This is a genomic window from Amycolatopsis sp. NPDC050768 (assembly GCF_040654155.1).
In the GTDB taxonomy this organism is placed as follows: Bacteria; Actinomycetota; Actinomycetes; order Mycobacteriales; family Pseudonocardiaceae; genus Amycolatopsis.
The window spans coordinates 147653-166201 of the sequence record NZ_JBFAHL010000007.1 but is presented as its reverse complement, the minus strand read 5'-3'; the positions used below and the strand labels follow the sequence as shown (position 1 = coordinate 166201).

Genomic DNA, 18549 nt, shown 5'->3' with positions numbered 1-18549 from the left:
AAGCTCTCCGTCCTTCGGGGTCAGCCGAGCGTCGCGGCTCGGGCCTGGGTGATGAACGCGTCGAGGACCCCGTCGCCGACGAGTGCCTGCCGCACCCCCCACCGGTTGGTGTCGCCCGTCTTCACGGCCTGGGCCCGGGCGACGAGATCGTCGGCGGACGCGGTGAGCCGCTGCGCCGCCTTGGTGTCACCACGCCCGGCCGCCGCGAGGGCGTCGAGCTGGTCGACCATCGCGCCACCCCACAGAGCCGTCGCATCGAGCCACGGTGAAGCCTCGTCGACGAACGCGCTCTCCACCCGGCCGTCGCGGATGACCTTCGCGGCATCGCGGATCTGCACCGCGTACGCCCGCAGGTCGGCCACCCGGTGGTCACCCGCGTTCCACCGCTGCCAGAACGCCTTCGTCTTCGCCGCCAGCACCGGGGCCTGCGGCTGCCACGGCGTCGGGCCGAACGTCGGGGCCAGGTGCTCGAGGTCGGCGAACACCTGCAACGCGGCCGTCGCCCGGGCGTCGCCGCCCGCGAGCCGCGCAAGCGCTTGCGGCCACGAGCGCTCCGGCGAGTACCCCGCGTCGTTCCACGCGAAGTCCGTGGCGCCGAACTCGGCGACCTCGCTGGCCGCCTCCTGGTTCATCGGGTTGGCGACGATCCCGTTGAGGTACTGCGAGAGCCCGGCCTCGCGCTGGGCGTAGGGCGCGAGCAGCAGCCGGCCGGCGGACTGCTCGTAGTCGTTCACGGGGTAGTTGTCCCAGAGGAACACCTTGCGTCCGTACACAGTGGACACCTGCTGCGCCTCGTCGGTGGTGACGCTCGGCGGCACCACGTCCGTGCCGGTCCACTGCACGACCACCGACGGGTCGAGGTTCTCGCGCAGCTCGGTCTTGTACGGCGAGTCCTTGAGGTCGCTGTACTCGGTGGGCACCGTCTGCAGTGGACGGGCACCGTCGTGGGTCTCGACGAAGCCACTCGTGATCGCATTGAGCAGCGACACCTGGGCCGTGCCCGCCGCGGCCTGGCCGGGCGCGCCGAACGCTGTCTGGTCGGCGGCGCAGTTCCACTTGGTGTAGGAGATGTCGTCGAACGGGATCGAGAACGACCGCACGCCGAGGTCGTACACCGACTGCAGCTTCGCCTTCACCGCGGCGAGATCGTCGGGCGAGGAGAAGCAGATCGACACGCCGGGCGAAAGCGCGTAGGTGAAGTCGACGTGGTGCGCGGTCGCCGACTTCACCAGCTGCCCGAGCGTGGCCAGCTCGTCGGCGGGGTACGGATCGCGCCACTGCGCGCGCAGGTAGGCGTCGTCCTTGGCGCTGTAGACGTAGGTGTTGGCCTTGACCTCGCCGAGGAACGCGATCTGCCGCAGCCGATCGGCGGTGCTCCACGGCGGGCCGTAGAAGCCCTCGATCGACCCGCGCAACGCCATGTTCGGCCAGTCGCGCACGGCCACGCCGCTGATGGCCCAGCCGTGACCGGACCGGACGAACAGCTGCCGCAACGTCTGCGCGCCGTAGTACTGGCCCGAGCCGTCGCGCCCGGCGATCACGATCTCGCCGCGCGCGGTGGTGAGCGAGTAGCCCTCGGCCTGGGCCGGTGCGGTGGTGCCGGCGCCGAGGCGGACGACCAGCGCGTGGCCCTGACGGGGTTCCCGGGTGACCGTGGTGACCTTGCGCGCACCGTGCTGCCGGAACAGCGTGGTGACGAGGTCTTTCGCGGCGGCGTCGGTGGTGCCGTCGGTGACGAGCACGACCTCGTCGGGCACGGCGAGGTCGGCCGAGTCGCGGGCGAACGACTGCGGCGTGGGCGTGACGACAGGCAGTGGCTGGTGCTGGGCGGGCGCGGCCGTGGCCGGCTGCGTGACGAGTGCGGCGAGCGAAACCCCGGCCGCGAGCACGGCTGCCAGGTGGCGCTTTCGTGAAGTCATGAAGAGATCCCTCGGGTCAGGCGGCCGGCGCCACGGTGCGGTACAGGGCGAAGGTCGAGAGGTACGGCGTGGCCCGCGCCTGGGTGATCACCACGCGCAGGTGGCTGGTCGTCACGGGGGCGGAGAGCGTGACCAGGCGGGTGTAGCCGATGGTGGTGACGGTGCCGAGCGTCTGCCACGCGCCGTTGACCTCGGCCTGCACGGTCGCGCCCTCCACGTGCTGGCCGCGGCTGATGTCCTCGCCCAGACGGATCTGGTCGAACGTCGCGGGCCGGGCGAGCGGCACGTCGAGTGTTCCCGCGAGCGCACCGTGCGGTGGGGTCCACGACGTGGTCAGCGAACCGTCGGTGACCGCGGCGACTGCCTTGTCGCCGGGCCGCGCGTGGGCCTGGTTCACCTGCGTGGCGGCGACGGATTGGCCGAAGACGGCCAAAGCCGCGACGTCCGCCGGGGCGAACTCGCCGTCCGGGCCGGGCGGCACGTTCAGCAGCAGCGAGGAGTTGCGCCCGACCGTGCGCCGGTAGATGTCGACGAGTTGCGCGGCGGTTTTCGGCTGCTCTCCCGCGTGGAAGAACCAGCCGGGGCGGATCGAGACGTCGGATTCGGCCGGCGCCCACTGCAGGAAGCGCACGGACGGGTCGGCCAGCACCTGACGCGAGCCGAGGTCGGTGGCCGTCGCGCCGCCGAGGAACAGCTCCTCGTTGTGCGCGGTGTTCGGGTCGCCGGTCGTCGGCAGCGGGCTCCACTCCGTGGTCCGCGCCTGGCCGCCCTCGTTGCCGACCCAGCGCACGCCGGCCGGACCGGCGAACGTGACGGTGTTCGGCGAGAGCGCGTGGATCATCGAGAACCAGGTGGTGAAGTCGTAGTTCTCGCTGACGCCGCGGTCGCGCCACGGGTTGGCGCCGTCGAGCCACAGCTCGTCGATCGGGCCGTACTGGGTGAACAGTTCGTAGAGCTGGTTGAGGTAGTAGGTGTTGTAGTCGTCCTCGTCCACGGTGAAGCGCGGCAGCTTCCCGGTGGCCAGCGCGGCGGCTCGGTCGTCGTGCGCCACCAGCGTGGGGATGGTCCGTTCGGTCACGGCGCTGCCGGTGCCGTAGCGGCCCTGGCCCTGCGGGGCGCTCGCGCGGTCGTCGTAGGTGGCTTGTTCCTCGATGGACAGCGACTGGCCGGCGGCGACCTTCGCCTCGATCCGCTTGACCTCGTCGGCGAAGAAGGTCGCGGGCAGCTCGGCGCCGTCGGCGGGCGAGAGGTAGACGCCGACCTTGAGGCCGGCCTTGCGCGCGGAATCCACGTAGTCGCGCAGGATGTCGCCGCGCGGGTTGGTGCAGCCCGCGTCGCGCGCCTGCCAGAAGGCGGACGGGTCCTGCGAGCGCGTGGCCTGCGCAGTTTGGCGTGCGGCGTCGGCCTTCGGGTCGGTGCAGCCCGCGCCGAGCCACCACGGGCTGGCGACGACGGAGTGGTCGGTGTAGCGGGTCGGGTAGAGCACGAAACCGTCGTGGTGCTTGGCGGTGAGCATCACCTGCGTGACGCCGGCGGCCTTGAGCGAGCGCATCCACTGGTCGGTGTCCACCGCCGGTGGCGCGAACGTCGACTCCTTCTCGGCGCCCGAACCCCATTCGCGGTCGGTGAAGGTGTTCATGCCGAAGTGCGTGAACGCGGTGACGGGCCGCTGCTGCCAGGCGAGCTGGCCGGGCCGTGGTACGACGGCGGCGGCCTTGGCCAGAACGCGGTCCATGCCGTCGCACGGCTGGACGGTCATGATCGCCGCGGTCTTGATCGGTCCGGTGCAGCCGCGGTCCGGCGGTGCGGCGACACCGGGCGTGGCCGTGGATCCGGCCACGGCGAGGGAAAACAGTGCGGCCAGAACGGCGTTCCGGCGCGTCGAGATCGGCACGTGCTCCTCCTGACGGGTCCGCGCGGCCGCGTGCCCCGGTGGCGGCCGGCGACGAGCTGGTGGATCGCCCAGCACACTAGGTGCGTGATCCATCGGATGTCTAGACCTACTCGGGGGAGGCGCACAGGGCTGTCCGTTCCCTGTCTTCCCGGGGAATCTGTGTTCGTACCTGGTTGACGCCGTTCACTCGGGGCTGAGTTTCCAGCACGAGAAAGGTCAGTCGTCCGATGGGTCTGGACCGATGCTGTCGTCGAGCCAGGACCTGATCGCGGCGCTAGGATCCGCGAAGTGCTGACGGTGCTCGGGTGGCTCACGCTCGTGGTGTGGCTGGGACTCGCCTTCGGCCACGGCTGGTTCTGGCGAACGGACCAGCGGTTGCCGCCGTCGGCGCGGCCGGGCGAGTGGCCGTCGGTGGCGATCGTGGTACCCGCGCGCGACGAGGCGGCCGTGCTCCCGACGACGTTGCCCGCCCTGCTCGCGCAACGGTACCCGGGCGAGGCACGCGTGATCCTCGTCGACGACGACAGCGGCGACGGCACCGGCGACCTCGCCCGGCGGCTCGGGCGCGCGCCCGACGCGCTGCCGCTGACCGTGGTGACGCCGGATCCGTTGCCGGCGGGCTGGACGGGCAAGCTGTGGGCGGCCGCGCGTGGCATCGCCGAGGCGGGCATGGCGGAGTTCGTGCTGCTGACCGACGCGGACATCGAGCACGGCCCGGGTTCGCTCGAAACCCTCGTGGCGGCGTGCGGTGAGCACGACCTCGTGTCGCAGATGGCCGTGCTGCGCACCGAAACGCCGTGGGAACGGCTGATCGTGCCGGCGTTCGTGTACTTCTTCGCGATGCTCTACCCGTTCCGGCGCGTGAACAACCCGCGCTCGCGGGTGGCCGCGGCCGCCGGCGGCTGCGTGCTTGTGCGCCGCGGCGCCCTCGAACGCGCCGGTGGCCTCGCGGCCGTCCGCGGCGCCGTGATCGACGACGTCGCCCTGGCCCGCGCGGTGTCCGCGGCGGGTGGGCGGACGTGGCTGGGGTTCGCGACGAACGTCCACAGTGTCCGGCCGTACCCGCGGCTTTCCGATCTGTGGCAGATGGTGGCGCGCACGGCGTACACGCAGTTGCGGCACTCACCGCTCGTGCTGGCGGGCACCGTGGTCGGCCTGGCTCTGGTGTTCCTCGCTCCCCCGGTACTGACGTTCGCCGGCCCGTCGTGGCCGGCGCTGGCGGCGTGGGTGCTGATGGCGGCGACGTTCGTGCCGATCGCGCGCTACTACCGGCAGTGGCCGGTGCTCGGCGCGCTGCTGCCGGTGACGGCGTTGCTGTACACGTTGATGACGCTCGATTCGGCGCGCCGGCACTTCGCCGGCCGTGGTGCCGGGTGGAAGGGGCGGAACTACTCGTCCACTTAGGACTCTTCGCGGTTCAGCGACCGGCCCAGGGTCCAGATCGACGCGCCGAGCAGCACCACGTCCTTGAGCAGGAACTGGCCGACCGGCGACAACGCGGGGAAGCCGCCCGCCGCCGCGTCGCCGACGCCGGGGGTCGTGAGGAAAAAGCTGAGCGTGGTCAGAAAAATCAGGACCCCGAGCGCACTGCCCACAGCGGACACCCGGGGCGCCCACGGGCCGGCGGCGATGAGAACGGCGGCGCCGAACTCGACCGCGCCGAGGACGATCGCGAGGGCTTGTGGGTCCAGGACGTGGTTCGTCCAGCTCAGGAACGGGCTGTGCGAGACGTACTGCTGGATGCGCGTGGCTTCCGACGCCGTCAGCTTGAGCACCGCGATCCACGCGACGACCAGCACGAGCCCGTAGCGCACGACGAGCCCGCCCACGGCCTCGACGCGTCGTCCCAGTGTGACCCGAGAAGCCACGGGCTCCCCTTTCGTCGTGATCGGATGTCCGGCCGACGGTAACCAAGATCAGCTCGGAGGCCGAGGTGGCGGAGCCTTACGAATCGCTGACGTGATCATGACCGTCCACATCGGACCAGTTGACAGTCTCCGGCGCTGCGAGTCATTATGAACGTCTGTTCATGAACATGTGTTCACTACACTCGAGGAGGAGCTCATGACCGGGATCGTCAACACGGCGCAGGCGGAGGCGTGGAACGGCTACGAGGGTGGGCACTGGGCGGAGCACGCCGATCGCTACGACGCGGTGAACAGCGGGTTCAACCCGTTTCTGCTGGCCGCGGTCGGTCCGGGCGACGACGTGGTCGACCTCGGGTGCGGCACGGGGCAGCTGACGCGGCTCGCGGCGGAGCGGTCCGGGTCCGGCCGGGTGCTGGGCGTCGACCTGTCCGGGCCGATGCTGGCGACGGCACGGGCCCGGAGTGCGGCGAACGTGGTGTTCGAGCAGGGTGACGTGCAGGTTCATCCGTTCGCCGAGGGGTCGTTCGACGTCGCGTTGAGCCGGTTCGGGGTGATGTTCTACGCGGATCCGGTGGCGGCGTTCGCCGGGGTGCGCCACGCGCTTCGGCTGGGTGGGCGGCTCGCGTTCGTGTGCCTGACCGAGCTGGCAGGAACCGACCTCGGGACCGTGTTCGGCGCACTGGCGCCACTGCCTTCGGGCAGCGGGCCGATGTCGCTCGCCGATCCCGCGCACACGCGCTCGGTACTGGCGGAGGCGGGATTCCACGACGTCACGTGCACGCGGGTCGAGGCCGACCAGGTCTGGGGCCGCGACGTGGCCGACGCGGCGGAGTTCATCGCCGGCTGGGGCCCGGTCCGGCACCACGCGCGGGACGCCGAAACCGCCCTGGCGGAGGCCTTGCGCCCGTTCGCCGAACCCGGCGCAGTGCGGCTGCGGGGCGCGGCGTGGCTCGTCACCGCCACCCGGTGAATACGATGGCGGCGATGTCACCGAGAACAGCAGCCGCCCTGCGCGACGGGGACCGCAGCCTGCGCGAGCACCTCATCGCGACGGCCGGCGCGCTCATGGCCGAGGAAGGCGCGGCGAAGCTGACGGTCCGCGCGATCGCCCGCCGCGCCGGCGTCGCGGACGGCGTGTTGTACAACCACTTCGCCGACAAGGAAGAACTCCTGGCACACGCGCTGCGCGCCCACGTCCGCAACGCCGAACGCGAGCTGGGCGACCTGCCGACTCCCGGAGAAGGCACGGTCGAGGCCAATCTCCGCGCGCACCTCGTCTACGGGCTCGCCCTGCACCGCGCCATCCTGCCCACGTTCGCCGGCCTGCTCGCCCGCCAGGCGGTGCTCACGCGCTTCGCGTCCCTCACCCCCACGGGCACCGAATGGCGCGACCGCCTCCTGACCTACCTCCACGCGGAACGCGACCTGGGCCGGCTCTCCCCCGCCGCCCACCTCGACGCCGCCGCGGCCCTGCTCGTCGGCGCGTGCCACGAGACGGTGTTCTCCGCGCTGGTCCCCCACGCGGGCCCGACCTCGGCACCGTCGGTCGACGACGTGGTGGCGACGGTGCTCGAGGGCATCGGCGCCTGAGGATCACTCCGCCGCGGCCACCACGAAACTGGCCAGCTGAGCCAATCGGGAACGTTGCACCTCGGTAAGTCCGGCGGTCAGCGCCACCAGCCGTCGCCCCACCTCCGCCTCACCCTCGCGCGCCAGTGCGTGCCCCTCGGGGGTGAGCGACACGAGCACGCCGCGGCCGTCATGCGGGGCCGGGGTGCGCTGGACCAGACCGCGGCGTTCGGCGCGGGTGACGAGGCCCGTGGTGCTCGACTTGTCGAGCTCGAGGTGCCGCGCGAGCTCCTGCATGCCCGGCGTGCGGTCGCGCAGGATGCCCAGCAGGCGCAGCTGCACGAGCGACAGGCCGTGCTCGGCGGCGACGTGGGCGAGCTCGCCCTGGACCAGGAAGGACAGCTGCGCCAGGCCGTCGACGATGCCCAGGTCCGGTGGTTGCTCCATGGGCGACAGCATACTTGACGTAGTACGTGACACAAACTAATTTGGTTTGTGCCACGTACTAAACCGAGGGAGAACCGCCGTGTACGCAGCTGTCGCGCGGTCGTTCGAACAGCCGCCCCGCTACGAAGAGTTCGAGACGCCCGAAGCCGCCAGCGGGCACCTGCTCACGGAGGTGCTCGCGGCCGGCCTGCACCCGCGCGTGCGGTCCGGCGCGGGCGGCACGCACTACACCAGTGACGGGCGCCTGCCGATGGTCCCGGGTGTCGACGGGGTCGGCCGGCTGCCCGACGGGCGGCGCGTGTACTTCGTCGCCGGCGACGACGTGCCCGGGACGATGGCCGAGCGCGCGGTGGTCGATCCACGGCGCGCGGTGGAGCTGCCCGCCGGAGCCGACGCCGTGGTGGTCGCGGCCGCGATGAACCCGGCGATGTCGTCGTGGGTGGCGTTGCGGCGGCGGGTCGAGTTCGAGCCGGGGCAGAGCGTGCTGGTGCTCGGCGCGACGGGCAACGCCGGGCGGCTGGCGGTGGAGGTCGCGCGGCACCTCGGGGCCGGCGAGGTCATCGCGGTCGGGCGGGATCTGCGGCGGCTGGAGCTGCTCACCACGCTCGGTGCGACCCACGTCGTTTCAACCGCGGACGCGGACAAGCTCGCCGCGGACGTCGACGTCGTGCTCGACTACACCTGGGGCGCCCCGCCCGAGCTGGCGATGCGGGCGCTCGTCACCCACCGCGCCGAGCGCAGCAAACCACTGGCCTGGGTGCAGATCGGCTCCCTCGCCGGCGCCGACGTCACGCTGCCCTCGGCCCTGCTGCGCGCGGCGACCCTGCGGATCATGGGCAGCGGTCAGGCTTCGCTGACCGCCGCCGGCATCGTCGCCGAACTGCCGTCGCTGCTCGACGAACTCGCCGCCGGCACCTTCACCACCGCCGCGAAGGCCGTCCCGCTCACCGACGTCGAGAGCACCTGGACGACGCCGTCCGACCCCGGCGAGCGGATCGTCTTCACACCCTGAGCCCTCGGCTTGGGCCGTGCGCCGGTCCCCCATGCTGTGGCCGGGGCTTTCCGCTGCTGCTGACCGCGAACCCTAGTTGTCCGCGACGGCGCCGTAGTGCTTGGCGAGGCTGGCGAACTTCGGCCCGCGTCGACGCGTCGCGCGCTGGACGAGCTGAAGCATGGTGCGCTTGCCGAGTGGCTGGTAGCGGACCCAGTCGGGCGCGAGGTCGCGCGCCTCGCCGAGCCAGCCGAGAGCCGCTTGGTCTCGTCGGAGCACAGCCGCCGCAGCGGCAAGGAACAGCCGGTGTCCGGCCTCCCAGAACGCGGGCACGTCGCTGCCGTCCACCTCCGGCACTGTGCCCGCGAGCACGAGGGCACGTTCCGGGTCGCCAGCGCGGACAGTGAAATCTACACGTTGCAGCGCGGCGACACGGGGGCCGAAGATCGCAGCTTCAGTCGCGGTGTCCCCGCGCGATCGGACGGCGGCCGCGTGCGCCGCTGCGAGGAGGTCGTCGGCGCGGCCGGTGCTGCCGTTGTTGAGCGCTGCGGTCGCGGCGTTGAAGAGGAGGTTGCCGAACACGCCGGCGCGAGTGGGGTCACGGTCGAGCATGCGGGGTTCGATCACCGCGGCAGCCTCGGTCGCGACGCGCTCGGCGTCTTCGGACAGTCCCTGGCGAACCAGAGTCCAGGCGAGGTAGCGGAGCGAGATCGCTCGTTCCACATCCGGGGCGTCGGATTCGCCGGCAACCTGGACCGCGCGCGCGGCCGCGGTGTAGGCGAGGTCGTCGAGCCCGATCCGGCCGGCGATGCCGGCTCCGAGCCGGTAGGCGGTGGACAGCACGCGGTAGCCGCCGGCGCGTTCGTCGTCGCGCGCGTCGCGGACGACTCGGCGCGCGTCGGCGAGCACGAGCGGGAGCGCGTGGAGCAGCTCGGTGTGACGGCCGTCGACGTAGGCGCGCCAGGCCTGGTGTGCGGTATCCGTGAGCTCCGGCAGGGTAAGCAGGTCACGGGTGTCGGCGAGGTCGTCGAGGCCGGGGATCTGCGCGTCGTGGTTGATGGCGCGTCGCAGCGGAACCAGGTCAACGTCGAGCGAGTGGGGCGCGGGCGCCTGGCCGAGAAACGCGTCCACGCTCACGCCGAGCGCGCCGGCGAGCTTCCGCAAGGTGGCCGGGCGGCTCTGGGTCCGCTTGCCTTGCTCGATTCGTGCAACGGTGTCGGAACCGACACCGGCCGCTTCGGCGAGCTGCTCCTGCGAGAGGTCCCGCGCGACGCGCAGCCGTGCGAGGTTGTCGGCGATTGGTGCGCCAGCCATGGTGCCCTCCCCCGGGAACCGACCGCCCCTAGTCCGTGATCGGCAAGCCATTCTCGCAGAACACGAAGCTTCCTCCGGCCCGCGCGGATTCGAGCGCTGCCCGAATCCGCCGTGCGAGCACCGGTTTCACCCGGTCGGCGGCCTCGTCGATGGGCAGCAGCTCCACCGAGAGGATCTCCGGATCGGTCAGCTTGAGCTGAGCAGCCTCGTCCTCGGTGATGATCCCACCGTCGAATATGAACGCCATGCCCTCGGGCATCCGGTCGTTGGCCGAGATGTAGTCGATGACCAACAGCGGGCCGAGGGGCCGGTCGATACCGACTTCCTCGGCGCGTTCGCGGCGCGCAGTTCGCCAGGGCGGTTCGCCTTCCTCGCAGGCGCCGCCTGGGATGTCCCAGTGCTCCTTGTACGACGGCTCGACGAGGAGAACGCGGTCGGCGGCGTCGCGGATCAGGGTTCCCGCGGACATCCGCTTCCGGTTGAGCGAGCGCACGTATTCGTCGAACGGGAGGAGGTCCACGCCCGGAGGGTACAGGCGCCGCGCCGCAGGACCTGATCTATGCCATTCGCGCCTAGTTCGCGCGACTCCTCGCCCCGAAATGATTGTTACTGGCTGTGTTCCAAACAATTACTCTCGGAAATACTTACTGCATGACGGCGTTGATCTACATCGACCCGACGGCGATCCACCCCGTGATAGACGGCGTGTGGCACCGCACAACGCTAACGGCCATTCCGGCCCCGGGCGACGGCATCACGATGCTGTGCGGCGAGTCGGCGGCCGCCGAGTTCGAGCCGCTCAAGCAACGCACGGCACATGGTGTGCCGACCCAGTGCCCGTACTGCGATGTGGCCTACCGCCGCGCCCTCGGCTGGTCCATACCGCCGAACCATCCAGGTCTGCACCGCCGGCCACGAGCGCTCCCGCGGCCGCGCTGATGGGCGTCTGGATCCAAGACGACGGCACCGAGGTCCTGACCGATCCCGACACCGGCACCGTGATCGAAGACGACAAGTGATCGCCGAGCGGTCCACCTGAACCACCCGATCTCCGGCCGCCGCGCTGTGCCCCGACCCCGCGCGGCGGCCGGGTTCCACCTGCCCATTTTTCGACAACACCGAAAGAGGACAGCAGATGGCAAAGGAACGAAATACCGCCGGCACCGGACCGACCCGGCCGGTATCGGGCAAGAACCACCGAACGACCCGACCGACGGAGAACAACTCCACCCCACAGCCCCGACCGATCCAGCCACCGCCGCCGGACGACAGGCCGAAGCGGTGACCGAGCCACCGAATCGGCCGCGCGACACCCGCAGCTGCCTTGCCGGAGGACGGGAGGGCAACTGGGTGTTCGGGCCGTTGGAAAGTGGGCCGCCTCGGCAGCCGACCGGGCCCACACGCCCGGGTGGCGGCTACCGGTCCAGCCGGTTCCGGTGGCGTCCGGACCCGCTGGCGCAGGACGGCGAAGACTGACGGCGTGCGCATGCTCCGGTTACCATTTGGTCATGCGGACAGCCCGGGAAATGGACAAGCTGGCGTCGGCGTTCCTCGGCGGCGGTCACGGCGCACGCTTCTCGGCTGCGGATCTGCGCGCCGCGGTCGGCGTACACAACGCGCGCCTGTATCCCCTGCTGCAGCAGATGCGGCAGCGTGGCTGGATCACCGACGAATGGCCCAAGTCCGATCCGCTTCGTCCGCACTGCTACCTGCTCACCGAACGCGGCCGGGAAGAACTCTCGGACGCCTAGTCAGCGGATCATGGGCAGCGGTCAGGGTTCGCTGACCGCCGCCGGCACCTTCGCCACCTCCGCGAAAGCCGTCCCGCTCGCCGACGTCGAGAGCGCCTGGACGACGCCGTCCGACCCCCGCGAGCGGATCGTCTTCACACCCTGAGCCCTCGGCGCGGGCCCGTGCGCCGACCTTTCACGAGCTCGGTCTCCATCGCGTCCGAAGTGGACAGCGACGGGGCTCCGGCGGGTCATCCGCAGCAGGTGATGCCGTCGAAGCCGCGGGTTCGCAAGGTGGGGCATCGAGGAGAGGGGCCCCGATGGCCACGGGATCGAAGAGCGTCTCCGCTTCCGCCGTCGTACTGCCACTCGCGCTCGGGCAGTTCATCGCGAGCTACGCGGCGACGAACATGAACGTGGCGATCAGCACGATCGCCGACGACCTCGGCACGTCGGTCATCAGCATCCAGACGGCGATCACGCTGTTCACGCTCACGATGGCCGCGCTGATGATCCCCGGCAGCAAGCTCACGGACTTCCTCGGCCGCAAGGTCTGCTTCATCGCGGGCCTCGTGATCTACGGCTCGGGCGCGCTGCTCTCGTCGTTCGCGCAGGGCATCGGGCTGCTGATCGTGGGGTACTCGCTGCTGGAGGGCATCGGGTCGGCGCTGCTGATCCCGCCGATCTACATCCTCGTCACGGTGGTGTTCGAAGACGTGAGCGCCCGCGCCCGCAACTTCGGGATCGTGAGCGGGGCGGCGGGGCTCGGGGCGGCGGCGGGGCCGCTGCTGGGCGGTCTGATCACGAGCTACCTCGGCTGGCGGGCGTCGTTCCTCTTCCAGGTGGCCGTGATCGTGCTGATCATCGTCCTCGCCTTGCGCATCGTCGACCCGCCGCTGGCCGAGCGCCCGCCGCACTTCGACGTGTGGGGCGCGGTGCTGTCGGCGGCCGGGCTGTTCTTCGTGGTCTTCGGCGTGCTGCAGAGCTCCACCTACGGGTGGCTCAAGTCGCGTGAGGACTTCACGATCGGTGGCACGGTGGTGATCCCCCAGGGCGGCATGTCGCCGGTGTGGATCTACGTCGCGATCGGGGTCGTGCTGCTGGCGATCTTCTTCCTGCATCTGCGGCGAGTGGAGCACGCGGGGCGCGCCCCGCTGTTCTCGCTGAAGATCTTCCGCAGCAAGGCGTCGAACCTCGGGCTCGTCACCCAGGTGCTGCAGTGGCTGGTCATGCAGGGCGCGTTCTTCGTGACGTCGGTGTTCCTGCAGCAGATCCGCGGCTTCAACGCGATCGAGACGGGGCTGGTGCTCGTGCCCGCCACCATCGGCATCCTCGCCGCGTCGGCCCTCGCGGGACGGATGTCGCGGCGCCACTCGTTGCGCAGGCTGATCCGGGCCGGCTTCAGCTCCACCACGCTGGGCCTCGTGCTGATGCTGGTGCTCGTCCGGGAAGACTCGAGCGTCTGGACGTTCGCGCCCGGGCTGTTGCTGATGGGCATCGGGATCGGCGTGATGCTGACGGCGTCGGTCAACCTCGTGCAGTCCAGCTCGCCGGAAGAGGCGCAGGGCGACATCTCGGGTGTGTCGCGCAGCGTGTCGAACCTCGGCTCGTCACTGGGCACCGCGCTGGTCGGCTCCGTGCTCGCCGGCGCGGCCGTCCCGGGCAACGGGCCGTTCGGCATCGCCCTGATCATGCTCGTGTGCCTCGCCCTCGTCGGGGTGGTCACGGCGCTGCTGATCCCGAAGCACGCCAAGCGGTAACCGCGAACGGCTGTGCTGCACGGCCGTCAGGATCACTCGCAACGCGACGCCGACCACCAGCAGGTTCGCGATCATCTGCGCCGTGACCAGCAGGCGCGCGGCCTGCGTCACGGGCACGATGTCACCGAACCCGACCGTCGCGAACACCGTGACCACGAAGTACAGCGAGTCGGTGCGGTTCAGCGGCACGTCGAAGCTCTGGGGCACGTTGTAGTCCAGCACGTAGTAGACGTTGGCGAACACCAGCAGGAACAGCGGCACCACCAGCGCCAGCGCCTGGATCCCCTGCAACGCCGGGCGCGTGGAGCGCAGGATCGCGCGCGCCTCGACCACCACCAGGACCGCGACCAGCGTGACCCCGACGACGAGCCCCACGATCGTCCACACGTCGAGCTGCCGGTCCAACGGGAGCAGGTAGTACACGGCGATGAGCGTCGCCACCGTCAGCACAGGGCGCAGCACACCCGGGCCGAGCAGCTGCCGCGCCTTCACCGCCCGGACTCGGCCTTGACCGCACCCGTCTTGATGGCCTTGGCCAACGCCGCGTGGTCCTTCTCGTTCTGGTCGGCGTAGTCGCGCGTGAACTCGGCGATCGCCTGGTCGAACGAGTCACCGGAACCGACGTAGGCGCCGATCGCGACGCTGTCGCCGGTGCGGGCGTGGGCGCGCGCGAGCGTCCAGGCGCACAGCATGCCGTAGGTGCGCAGGTCGCGCGGGTCCATCGTCTCGACGTCGGCCGAGCCCTTCCAGTCGCGCAGCTGGCGCAGGTAGAAGTCGCGCGGGCGGCCGTCGACGCCGGTCACGTGGACCCAGCCGAGGAAGATGTCGCTCACCGTCTGCATCAGCCGCTGGCCCACGACCACGCGGCGCCCCGCGTTGTCGTAGTCGCTGGGCCCGGCGAACTCCTCCAGCACCGACGGGCCGGCTTCCTTCGCCTGCAGGAACAAGGGGTCGCGGTCGTCGTTGCCGAGCAGCAGGACCATCCAGCACCGCGTGCCGACGCTGCCGACGCCCACGACCTTGTGCGCCATGTCCACGATCCGGTAGCGGTCCAGCAGCACACGCCGCTCGGGTTCCAGCGTGGCACGGTAGGCCTCCAGGATCGAGCCCAGCTGCATGCGCACCTCCTCGACGGCCGTCTTGGTGTGCCCGAGCTCCTCGATGGGCAGCACGATCGGCGGGTCGGGCTTGATGTGCACCGTGCCGTCGGCGACGGACGTGAAACGGCGCAGGGCGCCGAGGTTGTCGTGCGCCTGAGCCGAGGCCATGCCCTTCTCGATCATCCGGCGCCGGTGCCCGCCCAAGCGGTCGGCATACAGGGCCTTCACCTGATCGACATCGGCGTGGGCGTACCAGACGTCGAGCGCGGTGCGCTCGCCGAATCCCCGCATCGCCTGGCGGTACTGCGCGACCGTCGCGGCCACCACGCCGCGGCACTGGCGGGCGGAGAACCCGTTGTGCCGGCTCGCGATCTCGAGGCTCGCCGCGAGGCGCTTCACGTCCCACTCCCACGGGCCGGGCAGGGTCTCGTCGAAGTCGTTGATGTCGAACACGAGCTTGCGTTCCGGCGAGGCGAACACGCCGAAGTTGATCAGGTGCGCGTCGCCGCACGCCTGCACCCGAAGCCCGCTCACCGGCGTCCCTGACAGGTCACTCGCCATCGGCAGCGCGGCACCGCGGAAGTAGGTGAACGGCGACACCGCCATGCGCCCGTAGCGGATCGGCAGCAGTTCCTTGACCCGCGTTTCGTCCTGGCGGGCGAGCAGTTCCAGCGGATCGGGGCGGCCGCGTGCGCGCGTGAACCCTGCGTGGCTCGACCGCGGAGCGGCCGCACGGGCCGCCTTGCCCCGGGCGATCCGGTCTTCCCGGGATTCGACCGTCGAACGTCGTGAGGTGAGCACCATCGAGGCAGCTTCACCCGCCGGCGAGCGCCTTTCCTCCCCCGCACGGGGTGAGACGAGGCATCATCCGGACGGGGTGACGACACGGGGCCGCCCGCCCACGCAGGGTCGGCGCATGACCGGCCCTGCTCCGTCGCTCGCCCGGCGCGCGTGCGCTCTGGGCGCCCTTCTCGCGCTGGCCGCCGCGATCGTCGTGGCGGTCATCGCCGCGGTCAGCAGCCCGGTGCAGCTGGTGCTCGCCGTGGTGCTGCTGGTGATTGCCACGATCGCGGCCTGGGCCGCGCTGGTCCGCCATGGGCTCGCGCGGATCGTGCTCGCCGTCGTGGCGGTCCTCGCGCTCGCCGCGATCGTCCTGCTGCCGGACCTGCGCACGTTTGTGGTGCTGCCGCTGGTCCTCGGGCTGATGGTGCTCGCGGCGCTGGCCGCCCGGGTGGCGATCGGCCACGACCTGGCCCGGCGCGTCCGGGCCGACCGCGTCGGCCCCGCGCGCCACGGCGTGCTGCTGATGAACCCCCGCTCCGGCGGCGGGAAGGTGGCGCAGTTCGACCTCGAACGCGAGGCGCGCAAACGTGGCATCACCCCCGTCGTGCTGCGCCGCGGCGACGACCTGCGGGAGCTCGCCGAAGAGGCCGCCAACCACGCGGACGTGCTCGGGATGGCCGGCGGCGACGGCTCCCAGGCGCTGGTCGCCGACGTCGCGCGCCGCCACGGGCTGCCGTATGTGTGCGTGCCCGCCGGCACGCGCAACCACTTCGCCCTCGACCTCGGGCTCGACCGCGAGAACGTGACCGCCGCCCTCGACGCGTACGGCGAAGCGGCCGAGCACCGCATCGACCTCGCGCTGATCGGCGACCGGGTGTTCGTGAACAACGCTTCGCTCGGCGTCTACGCCACGGTGGTCCAGTCGCCGGGCTACCGCGACGCCAAGGTGTCGACGGTGGCCGGGCAGCTGCCGCAGCTGCTGGGCCCCGACTCCGAGCACTTCGACCTCCAGTACCGCGTGCCCGGCGAGGACGATCGCCCGCCGGCCGACATCGTGCTCGTGTCCAACGGCGCCTACCGCCTCGACCGCCTCAGCGGCTTCGGCTCGCGCGAACGGCTCGACAGCGGCTCCCTCGGCATCGTCACCGTGAGCGTCGACCGGGCGCGCGACCTGCCGGCGCTGGTCACCGCGGAGCTCACCGGCCAGCTCGCCCGCTACCCCGGCTACCGGGAGTGGCAGGCCGAGGAGTTCGTGGTGAGCTCGGGACAGTCCCTTGTGGACATCGGCGTCGACGGCGAAGCCCTTCAGCTGGAACCACCGCTGCGGTTCCGCACGCTGCCCGGCGCGCTGCGCGTGCGCGTGCCGCTGGACGCGCCCGGCGTCGCCCCCGCGGCGGCCTCGCCCAAGGGCATGGGCGAGGCGCTGCGCGTGGTGTTCCGCGTGCTCGCCGGACGGCCGGCCCGCTGACGTCCGGAAAGAACGCTTTCATCCGCACCGGGCGAAGCGCCCGTGAGCCCGGTCGTCGAAGATGTCCGCGGCCAGGAGAAGGGACCCGACCATGAGCCATCACGCTGTGCGCCCGGCCGCACCCGAGGCCGCTGCCGAGGAGTCCGGCTGGGCCAGCTGGATCTTCTTCGGTGCCACGATGATGTTCCTGCTCGGCAGTTTCACCCTGGTCGAAGGGCTCACGGCGCTGCTCGACCCGCAGTACTACGCCGTGACCCCGCACGGGACCCTGCTGTTCGACCTCACCGGCTGGGGCTGGGTGCACCTTGTGCTGGGCGCGGCCGCGGTGCTCACGGCGCTCGGGCTGTTCGCGCGGGCGAGCTGGGCGCGTTACCCCGGCGTCGCGATCGCCGGGCTCAGCGCCTTGGCGCACCTGACTTTCCTGCCCGCCGCGCCGTTCTGGGCGCTGGTCGTGCTCACCCTCGACGTGCTGGTCATCTGGGCGCTGGTCGCACATGCCCCCGACGCACTCCGAACCCGCCCCAGCCGTCGCTGAACCGGCGACGCACCCTCGCGGCGCGCTGATCGCGTGGGCCTGGAGCCTCGCGCAGCGCCATCTTTCGCGCGAACTGCCCCGGCGGTGGCAGCACGTGCAGGGAGTCGCGAAGTGCGGGCGGCAGATCGGGCCGAGTCTGCTGCACGCCGGCGAGGAAGAGCTGCTCGTGGCGGCCGCGCTCCTGCACGACATCGGCTACGCGGCCGGGCTCGTCGTGTCCGGCTACCACCCGCTCGACGGCGCCCGGTTCCTCGTCGCGGTGTCGGCACCGCCCCGGCTGGTCAACCTCGTGGCCCAGCACTCGGCCGCCCAGTTCATCGCCGAGGAGCGCGGGCTCGGGGCCGAACTCGCCCGCTACCCGGACGAGCGCACCGTGCTGCGCGACGCCCTGTGGTTCTGCGACATGCGCACGACCCCGGACGGCGGCCCGACCGACTTCGCCGAGCGCATCGCCGGCATCCGCGCCCGCCACGGCTCCGGCTCACCCCTCGTGCGCGCGCTCGACGCCGGCGCGCAGGCCGCCCGGCACGACGCGGTGCGGCGCACCGAGCTGCGGCTGGGTGCCGCGGCGGTGCGGCGGCGGGTCTCACCCCGCAGGGGCGAGGCGGACGGGGCCGCGCCGGGCGACGGTGGCGTCGGCGCGGCCCGCGAACCCGACAGGAGAGCACGATGACGACGCTGACGGTGTGGAAGTTCGACAGCCCCGACGGAGCCGACAACGCGGTGGACACCCTCCGGAGCCTGGCCAAGCAGGAACTGATCTCGATCCACGACGCGGCCACCGTGTCGTGGAAACCTGACGCCAAGAAGCCGAAGACCCGGCAGCTGCGCAACCTCACCGCCGGCGGCGCGATGAGCGGGATGTTCTGGGGCATGCTGTTCGGCCTGATCTTCCTGATGCCGCTCATCGGCGCCGCCATCGGCGCGGCCACCGGTGCGCTCGCCGGATCGCTGACCGACGTCGGCATCGACGACGACTTCATCAAGTCCGTGCGCGACAAGGTCACCCCCGGCACCTCGGCCCTGTTCCTGATGTCCAGCGACGCAGTGGTCGACAAGGTGAAGGCCGCGATCGAGGCCGGCGGCCACAAGCCGGAGCTGCTGCAGTCCAACCTGTCCGCGGAGCAGGAAGCCGCGCTGCGGGAAATGATGTCGAGCTGATCGGATCGGA

At 71.4% G+C, this 18549-nt stretch carries 19 protein-coding genes and 1 pseudogene; 12 read left to right on the top strand and 8 right to left on the bottom strand.

Annotated features, from left to right (window positions below; all coding sequences use genetic code 11):
* Positions 1–20 precede the first annotated feature (20 nt).
* Together AB0H62_RS21910 and AB0H62_RS21905 are read right to left on the bottom strand one after the other, a co-directional pair.
* On the bottom strand, positions 21–1919 hold the full coding sequence (locus AB0H62_RS21910; protein ID WP_360587762.1) for a beta-N-acetylglucosaminidase domain-containing protein: 1899 nt from the start codon (positions 1917–1919) through the stop codon (positions 21–23).
* A gap of 16 nt (positions 1920–1935) precedes the next feature.
* The gene (locus AB0H62_RS21905) at positions 1936–3813 is read right to left on the bottom strand and encodes an alpha-L-fucosidase (RefSeq protein ID WP_360587760.1); all 1878 of its coding nucleotides are present in this window, start codon (positions 3811–3813) and stop codon (positions 1936–1938) included.
* A 288-nt stretch (positions 3814–4101) separates the two neighbouring features.
* Here AB0H62_RS21905 and AB0H62_RS21900 point away from each other — a divergent pair, with 288 nt between their 5' ends.
* Positions 4102–5217: a glycosyltransferase gene (locus tag AB0H62_RS21900; RefSeq protein ID WP_360587758.1), complete on the top strand. Its 1116-nt coding sequence runs from the start codon at positions 4102–4104 to the stop codon at positions 5215–5217.
* Here the strand turns inward: AB0H62_RS21900 and AB0H62_RS21895 are convergent.
* Complete coding sequence (locus tag AB0H62_RS21895) at positions 5214–5681, bottom strand: DUF417 family protein (protein WP_360587756.1); 468 nt, start codon at positions 5679–5681, stop codon at positions 5214–5216. The genes AB0H62_RS21900 and AB0H62_RS21895 overlap by 4 nt on opposite strands.
* Positions 5682–5877: 196 nt before the next feature.
* Here AB0H62_RS21895 and AB0H62_RS21890 point away from each other — a divergent pair, with 196 nt between their 5' ends.
* Entirely contained in the window at positions 5878–6651 is a 774-nt protein-coding gene (locus AB0H62_RS21890; RefSeq protein ID WP_360587754.1) for a methyltransferase domain-containing protein, read from the top strand.
* Between the two features lie 14 nt (positions 6652–6665).
* The gene (locus AB0H62_RS21885; RefSeq protein WP_360587752.1) at positions 6666–7271 is read left to right on the top strand and encodes a TetR/AcrR family transcriptional regulator; all 606 of its coding nucleotides are present in this window, start codon (positions 6666–6668) and stop codon (positions 7269–7271) included.
* A gap of 3 nt (positions 7272–7274) precedes the next feature.
* Here the strand turns inward: AB0H62_RS21885 and AB0H62_RS21880 are convergent, their stop codons facing one another.
* Positions 7275–7697, bottom strand: a complete 423-nt coding sequence (locus AB0H62_RS21880; protein ID WP_360587750.1) for a MarR family transcriptional regulator — start codon at positions 7695–7697, stop codon at positions 7275–7277.
* A 79-nt stretch (positions 7698–7776) separates the two neighbouring features.
* Here AB0H62_RS21880 and AB0H62_RS21875 point away from each other — a divergent pair, with 79 nt between their 5' ends.
* Entirely contained in the window at positions 7777–8709 is a 933-nt protein-coding gene (locus AB0H62_RS21875; RefSeq protein ID WP_360587748.1) for a zinc-binding alcohol dehydrogenase family protein, read from the top strand.
* Positions 8710–8781: 72 nt separating this feature from the next.
* On the opposite strand, the gene AB0H62_RS21870 is transcribed toward AB0H62_RS21875, so the two are convergent.
* Complete coding sequence (locus AB0H62_RS21870) at positions 8782–10002, bottom strand: helix-turn-helix transcriptional regulator (RefSeq protein WP_360587746.1); 1221 nt, start codon at positions 10000–10002, stop codon at positions 8782–8784.
* Positions 10003–10030: 28 nt separating this feature from the next.
* Positions 10031–10522 carry an NUDIX hydrolase gene (locus AB0H62_RS21865; RefSeq protein ID WP_220239363.1) on the bottom strand — a complete coding sequence of 164 codons (492 nt, stop codon included), beginning with the start codon at positions 10520–10522 and terminating at the stop codon, positions 10031–10033.
* Between the two features lie 131 nt (positions 10523–10653).
* Here AB0H62_RS21865 and AB0H62_RS21860 point away from each other — a divergent pair, with 131 nt between their 5' ends.
* The 4 genes from AB0H62_RS21860 (at position 10654) to AB0H62_RS21845 (ending at position 13492) form a co-directional block, all read left to right on the top strand.
* The gene (locus AB0H62_RS21860) at positions 10654–10941 is read left to right on the top strand and encodes a hypothetical protein (RefSeq protein WP_360587744.1); all 288 of its coding nucleotides are present in this window, start codon (positions 10654–10656) and stop codon (positions 10939–10941) included.
* Between the two features lie 569 nt (positions 10942–11510).
* Positions 11511–11753: a PadR family transcriptional regulator gene (locus AB0H62_RS21855; RefSeq protein ID WP_220239361.1), complete on the top strand. Its 243-nt coding sequence runs from the start codon at positions 11511–11513 to the stop codon at positions 11751–11753.
* Between the two features lie 10 nt (positions 11754–11763).
* Positions 11764–11898, top strand: coding sequence for a hypothetical protein (locus AB0H62_RS21850; protein WP_360587741.1), 135 nt, complete (start codon positions 11764–11766; stop codon positions 11896–11898).
* 154 nt (positions 11899–12052) lie between these two features.
* Positions 12053–13492, top strand: coding sequence for an MFS transporter (locus AB0H62_RS21845; RefSeq protein ID WP_220239359.1), 1440 nt, complete (start codon positions 12053–12055; stop codon positions 13490–13492).
* Between the two features lie 75 nt (positions 13493–13567).
* On the opposite strand, the pseudogene AB0H62_RS21840 reads toward AB0H62_RS21845, so the two are convergent.
* Positions 13568–13699: pseudogene (locus AB0H62_RS21840) on the bottom strand (potassium channel family protein); the annotation flags it as partial.
* Between the two features lie 281 nt (positions 13700–13980).
* Positions 13981–15396 carry a DUF2252 domain-containing protein gene (locus AB0H62_RS21835; RefSeq protein ID WP_360587739.1) on the bottom strand — a complete coding sequence of 472 codons (1416 nt, stop codon included), beginning with the start codon at positions 15394–15396 and terminating at the stop codon, positions 13981–13983.
* 112 nt (positions 15397–15508) lie between these two features.
* Between AB0H62_RS21835 and AB0H62_RS21830 the strand changes: the two genes are divergently transcribed.
* From AB0H62_RS21830 to AB0H62_RS21815, 4 genes are all read left to right on the top strand, one after another.
* Positions 15509–16843 carry a diacylglycerol kinase family protein gene (locus tag AB0H62_RS21830; RefSeq protein ID WP_220239357.1) on the top strand — a complete coding sequence of 445 codons (1335 nt, stop codon included), beginning with the start codon at positions 15509–15511 and terminating at the stop codon, positions 16841–16843.
* A gap of 91 nt (positions 16844–16934) precedes the next feature.
* Entirely contained in the window at positions 16935–17378 is a 444-nt protein-coding gene (locus AB0H62_RS21825) for a hypothetical protein (protein WP_220239356.1), read from the top strand.
* The gene (locus AB0H62_RS21820) at positions 17338–18051 is read left to right on the top strand and encodes an HD domain-containing protein (protein WP_220239355.1); all 714 of its coding nucleotides are present in this window, start codon (positions 17338–17340) and stop codon (positions 18049–18051) included. The genes AB0H62_RS21825 and AB0H62_RS21820 overlap by 41 nt, the downstream gene beginning before the upstream one ends.
* Complete coding sequence (locus AB0H62_RS21815) at positions 18048–18539, top strand: DUF1269 domain-containing protein (protein ID WP_220239354.1); 492 nt, start codon at positions 18048–18050, stop codon at positions 18537–18539. The genes AB0H62_RS21820 and AB0H62_RS21815 overlap by 4 nt, the downstream gene beginning before the upstream one ends.
* Positions 18540–18549: the final 10 nt, after the last annotated feature.

Bases quoted from the DNA above. Each gene is read 5' to 3' on its own strand.
- AB0H62_RS21910 (WP_360587762.1), bottom strand. From the start codon at position 1,919: ATGACTTCACGAAAGCGCCACCTGGCAGCCGTGCTCGCGGCCGGGGTT.
- AB0H62_RS21890 (WP_360587754.1), top strand. From the start codon at position 5,878: ATGACCGGGATCGTCAACACGGCGCAGGCGGAGGCGTGGAACGGCTAC.
- AB0H62_RS21885 (WP_360587752.1), top strand. From the start codon at position 6,666: ATGTCACCGAGAACAGCAGCCGCCCTGCGCGACGGGGACCGCAGCCTG.
- AB0H62_RS21880 (WP_360587750.1), bottom strand. From the start codon at position 7,697: ATGGAGCAACCACCGGACCTGGGCATCGTCGACGGCCTGGCGCAGCTG.
- AB0H62_RS21870 (WP_360587746.1), bottom strand. From the start codon at position 10,002: ATGGCTGGCGCACCAATCGCCGACAACCTCGCACGGCTGCGCGTCGCG.
- AB0H62_RS21860 (WP_360587744.1), top strand. From the start codon at position 10,654: ATGACGGCGTTGATCTACATCGACCCGACGGCGATCCACCCCGTGATA.
- AB0H62_RS21855 (WP_220239361.1), top strand. From the start codon at position 11,511: ATGCGGACAGCCCGGGAAATGGACAAGCTGGCGTCGGCGTTCCTCGGC.
- AB0H62_RS21850 (WP_360587741.1), top strand. From the start codon at position 11,764: ATGGGCAGCGGTCAGGGTTCGCTGACCGCCGCCGGCACCTTCGCCACC.
- AB0H62_RS21845 (WP_220239359.1), top strand. From the start codon at position 12,053: ATGGCCACGGGATCGAAGAGCGTCTCCGCTTCCGCCGTCGTACTGCCA.
- AB0H62_RS21835 (WP_360587739.1), bottom strand. From the start codon at position 15,396: ATGGTGCTCACCTCACGACGTTCGACGGTCGAATCCCGGGAAGACCGG.
- AB0H62_RS21830 (WP_220239357.1), top strand. From the start codon at position 15,509: ATGACCGGCCCTGCTCCGTCGCTCGCCCGGCGCGCGTGCGCTCTGGGC.
- AB0H62_RS21825 (WP_220239356.1), top strand. From the start codon at position 16,935: ATGAGCCATCACGCTGTGCGCCCGGCCGCACCCGAGGCCGCTGCCGAG.
- AB0H62_RS21820 (WP_220239355.1), top strand. From the start codon at position 17,338: ATGCCCCCGACGCACTCCGAACCCGCCCCAGCCGTCGCTGAACCGGCG.
- AB0H62_RS21815 (WP_220239354.1), top strand. From the start codon at position 18,048: ATGACGACGCTGACGGTGTGGAAGTTCGACAGCCCCGACGGAGCCGAC.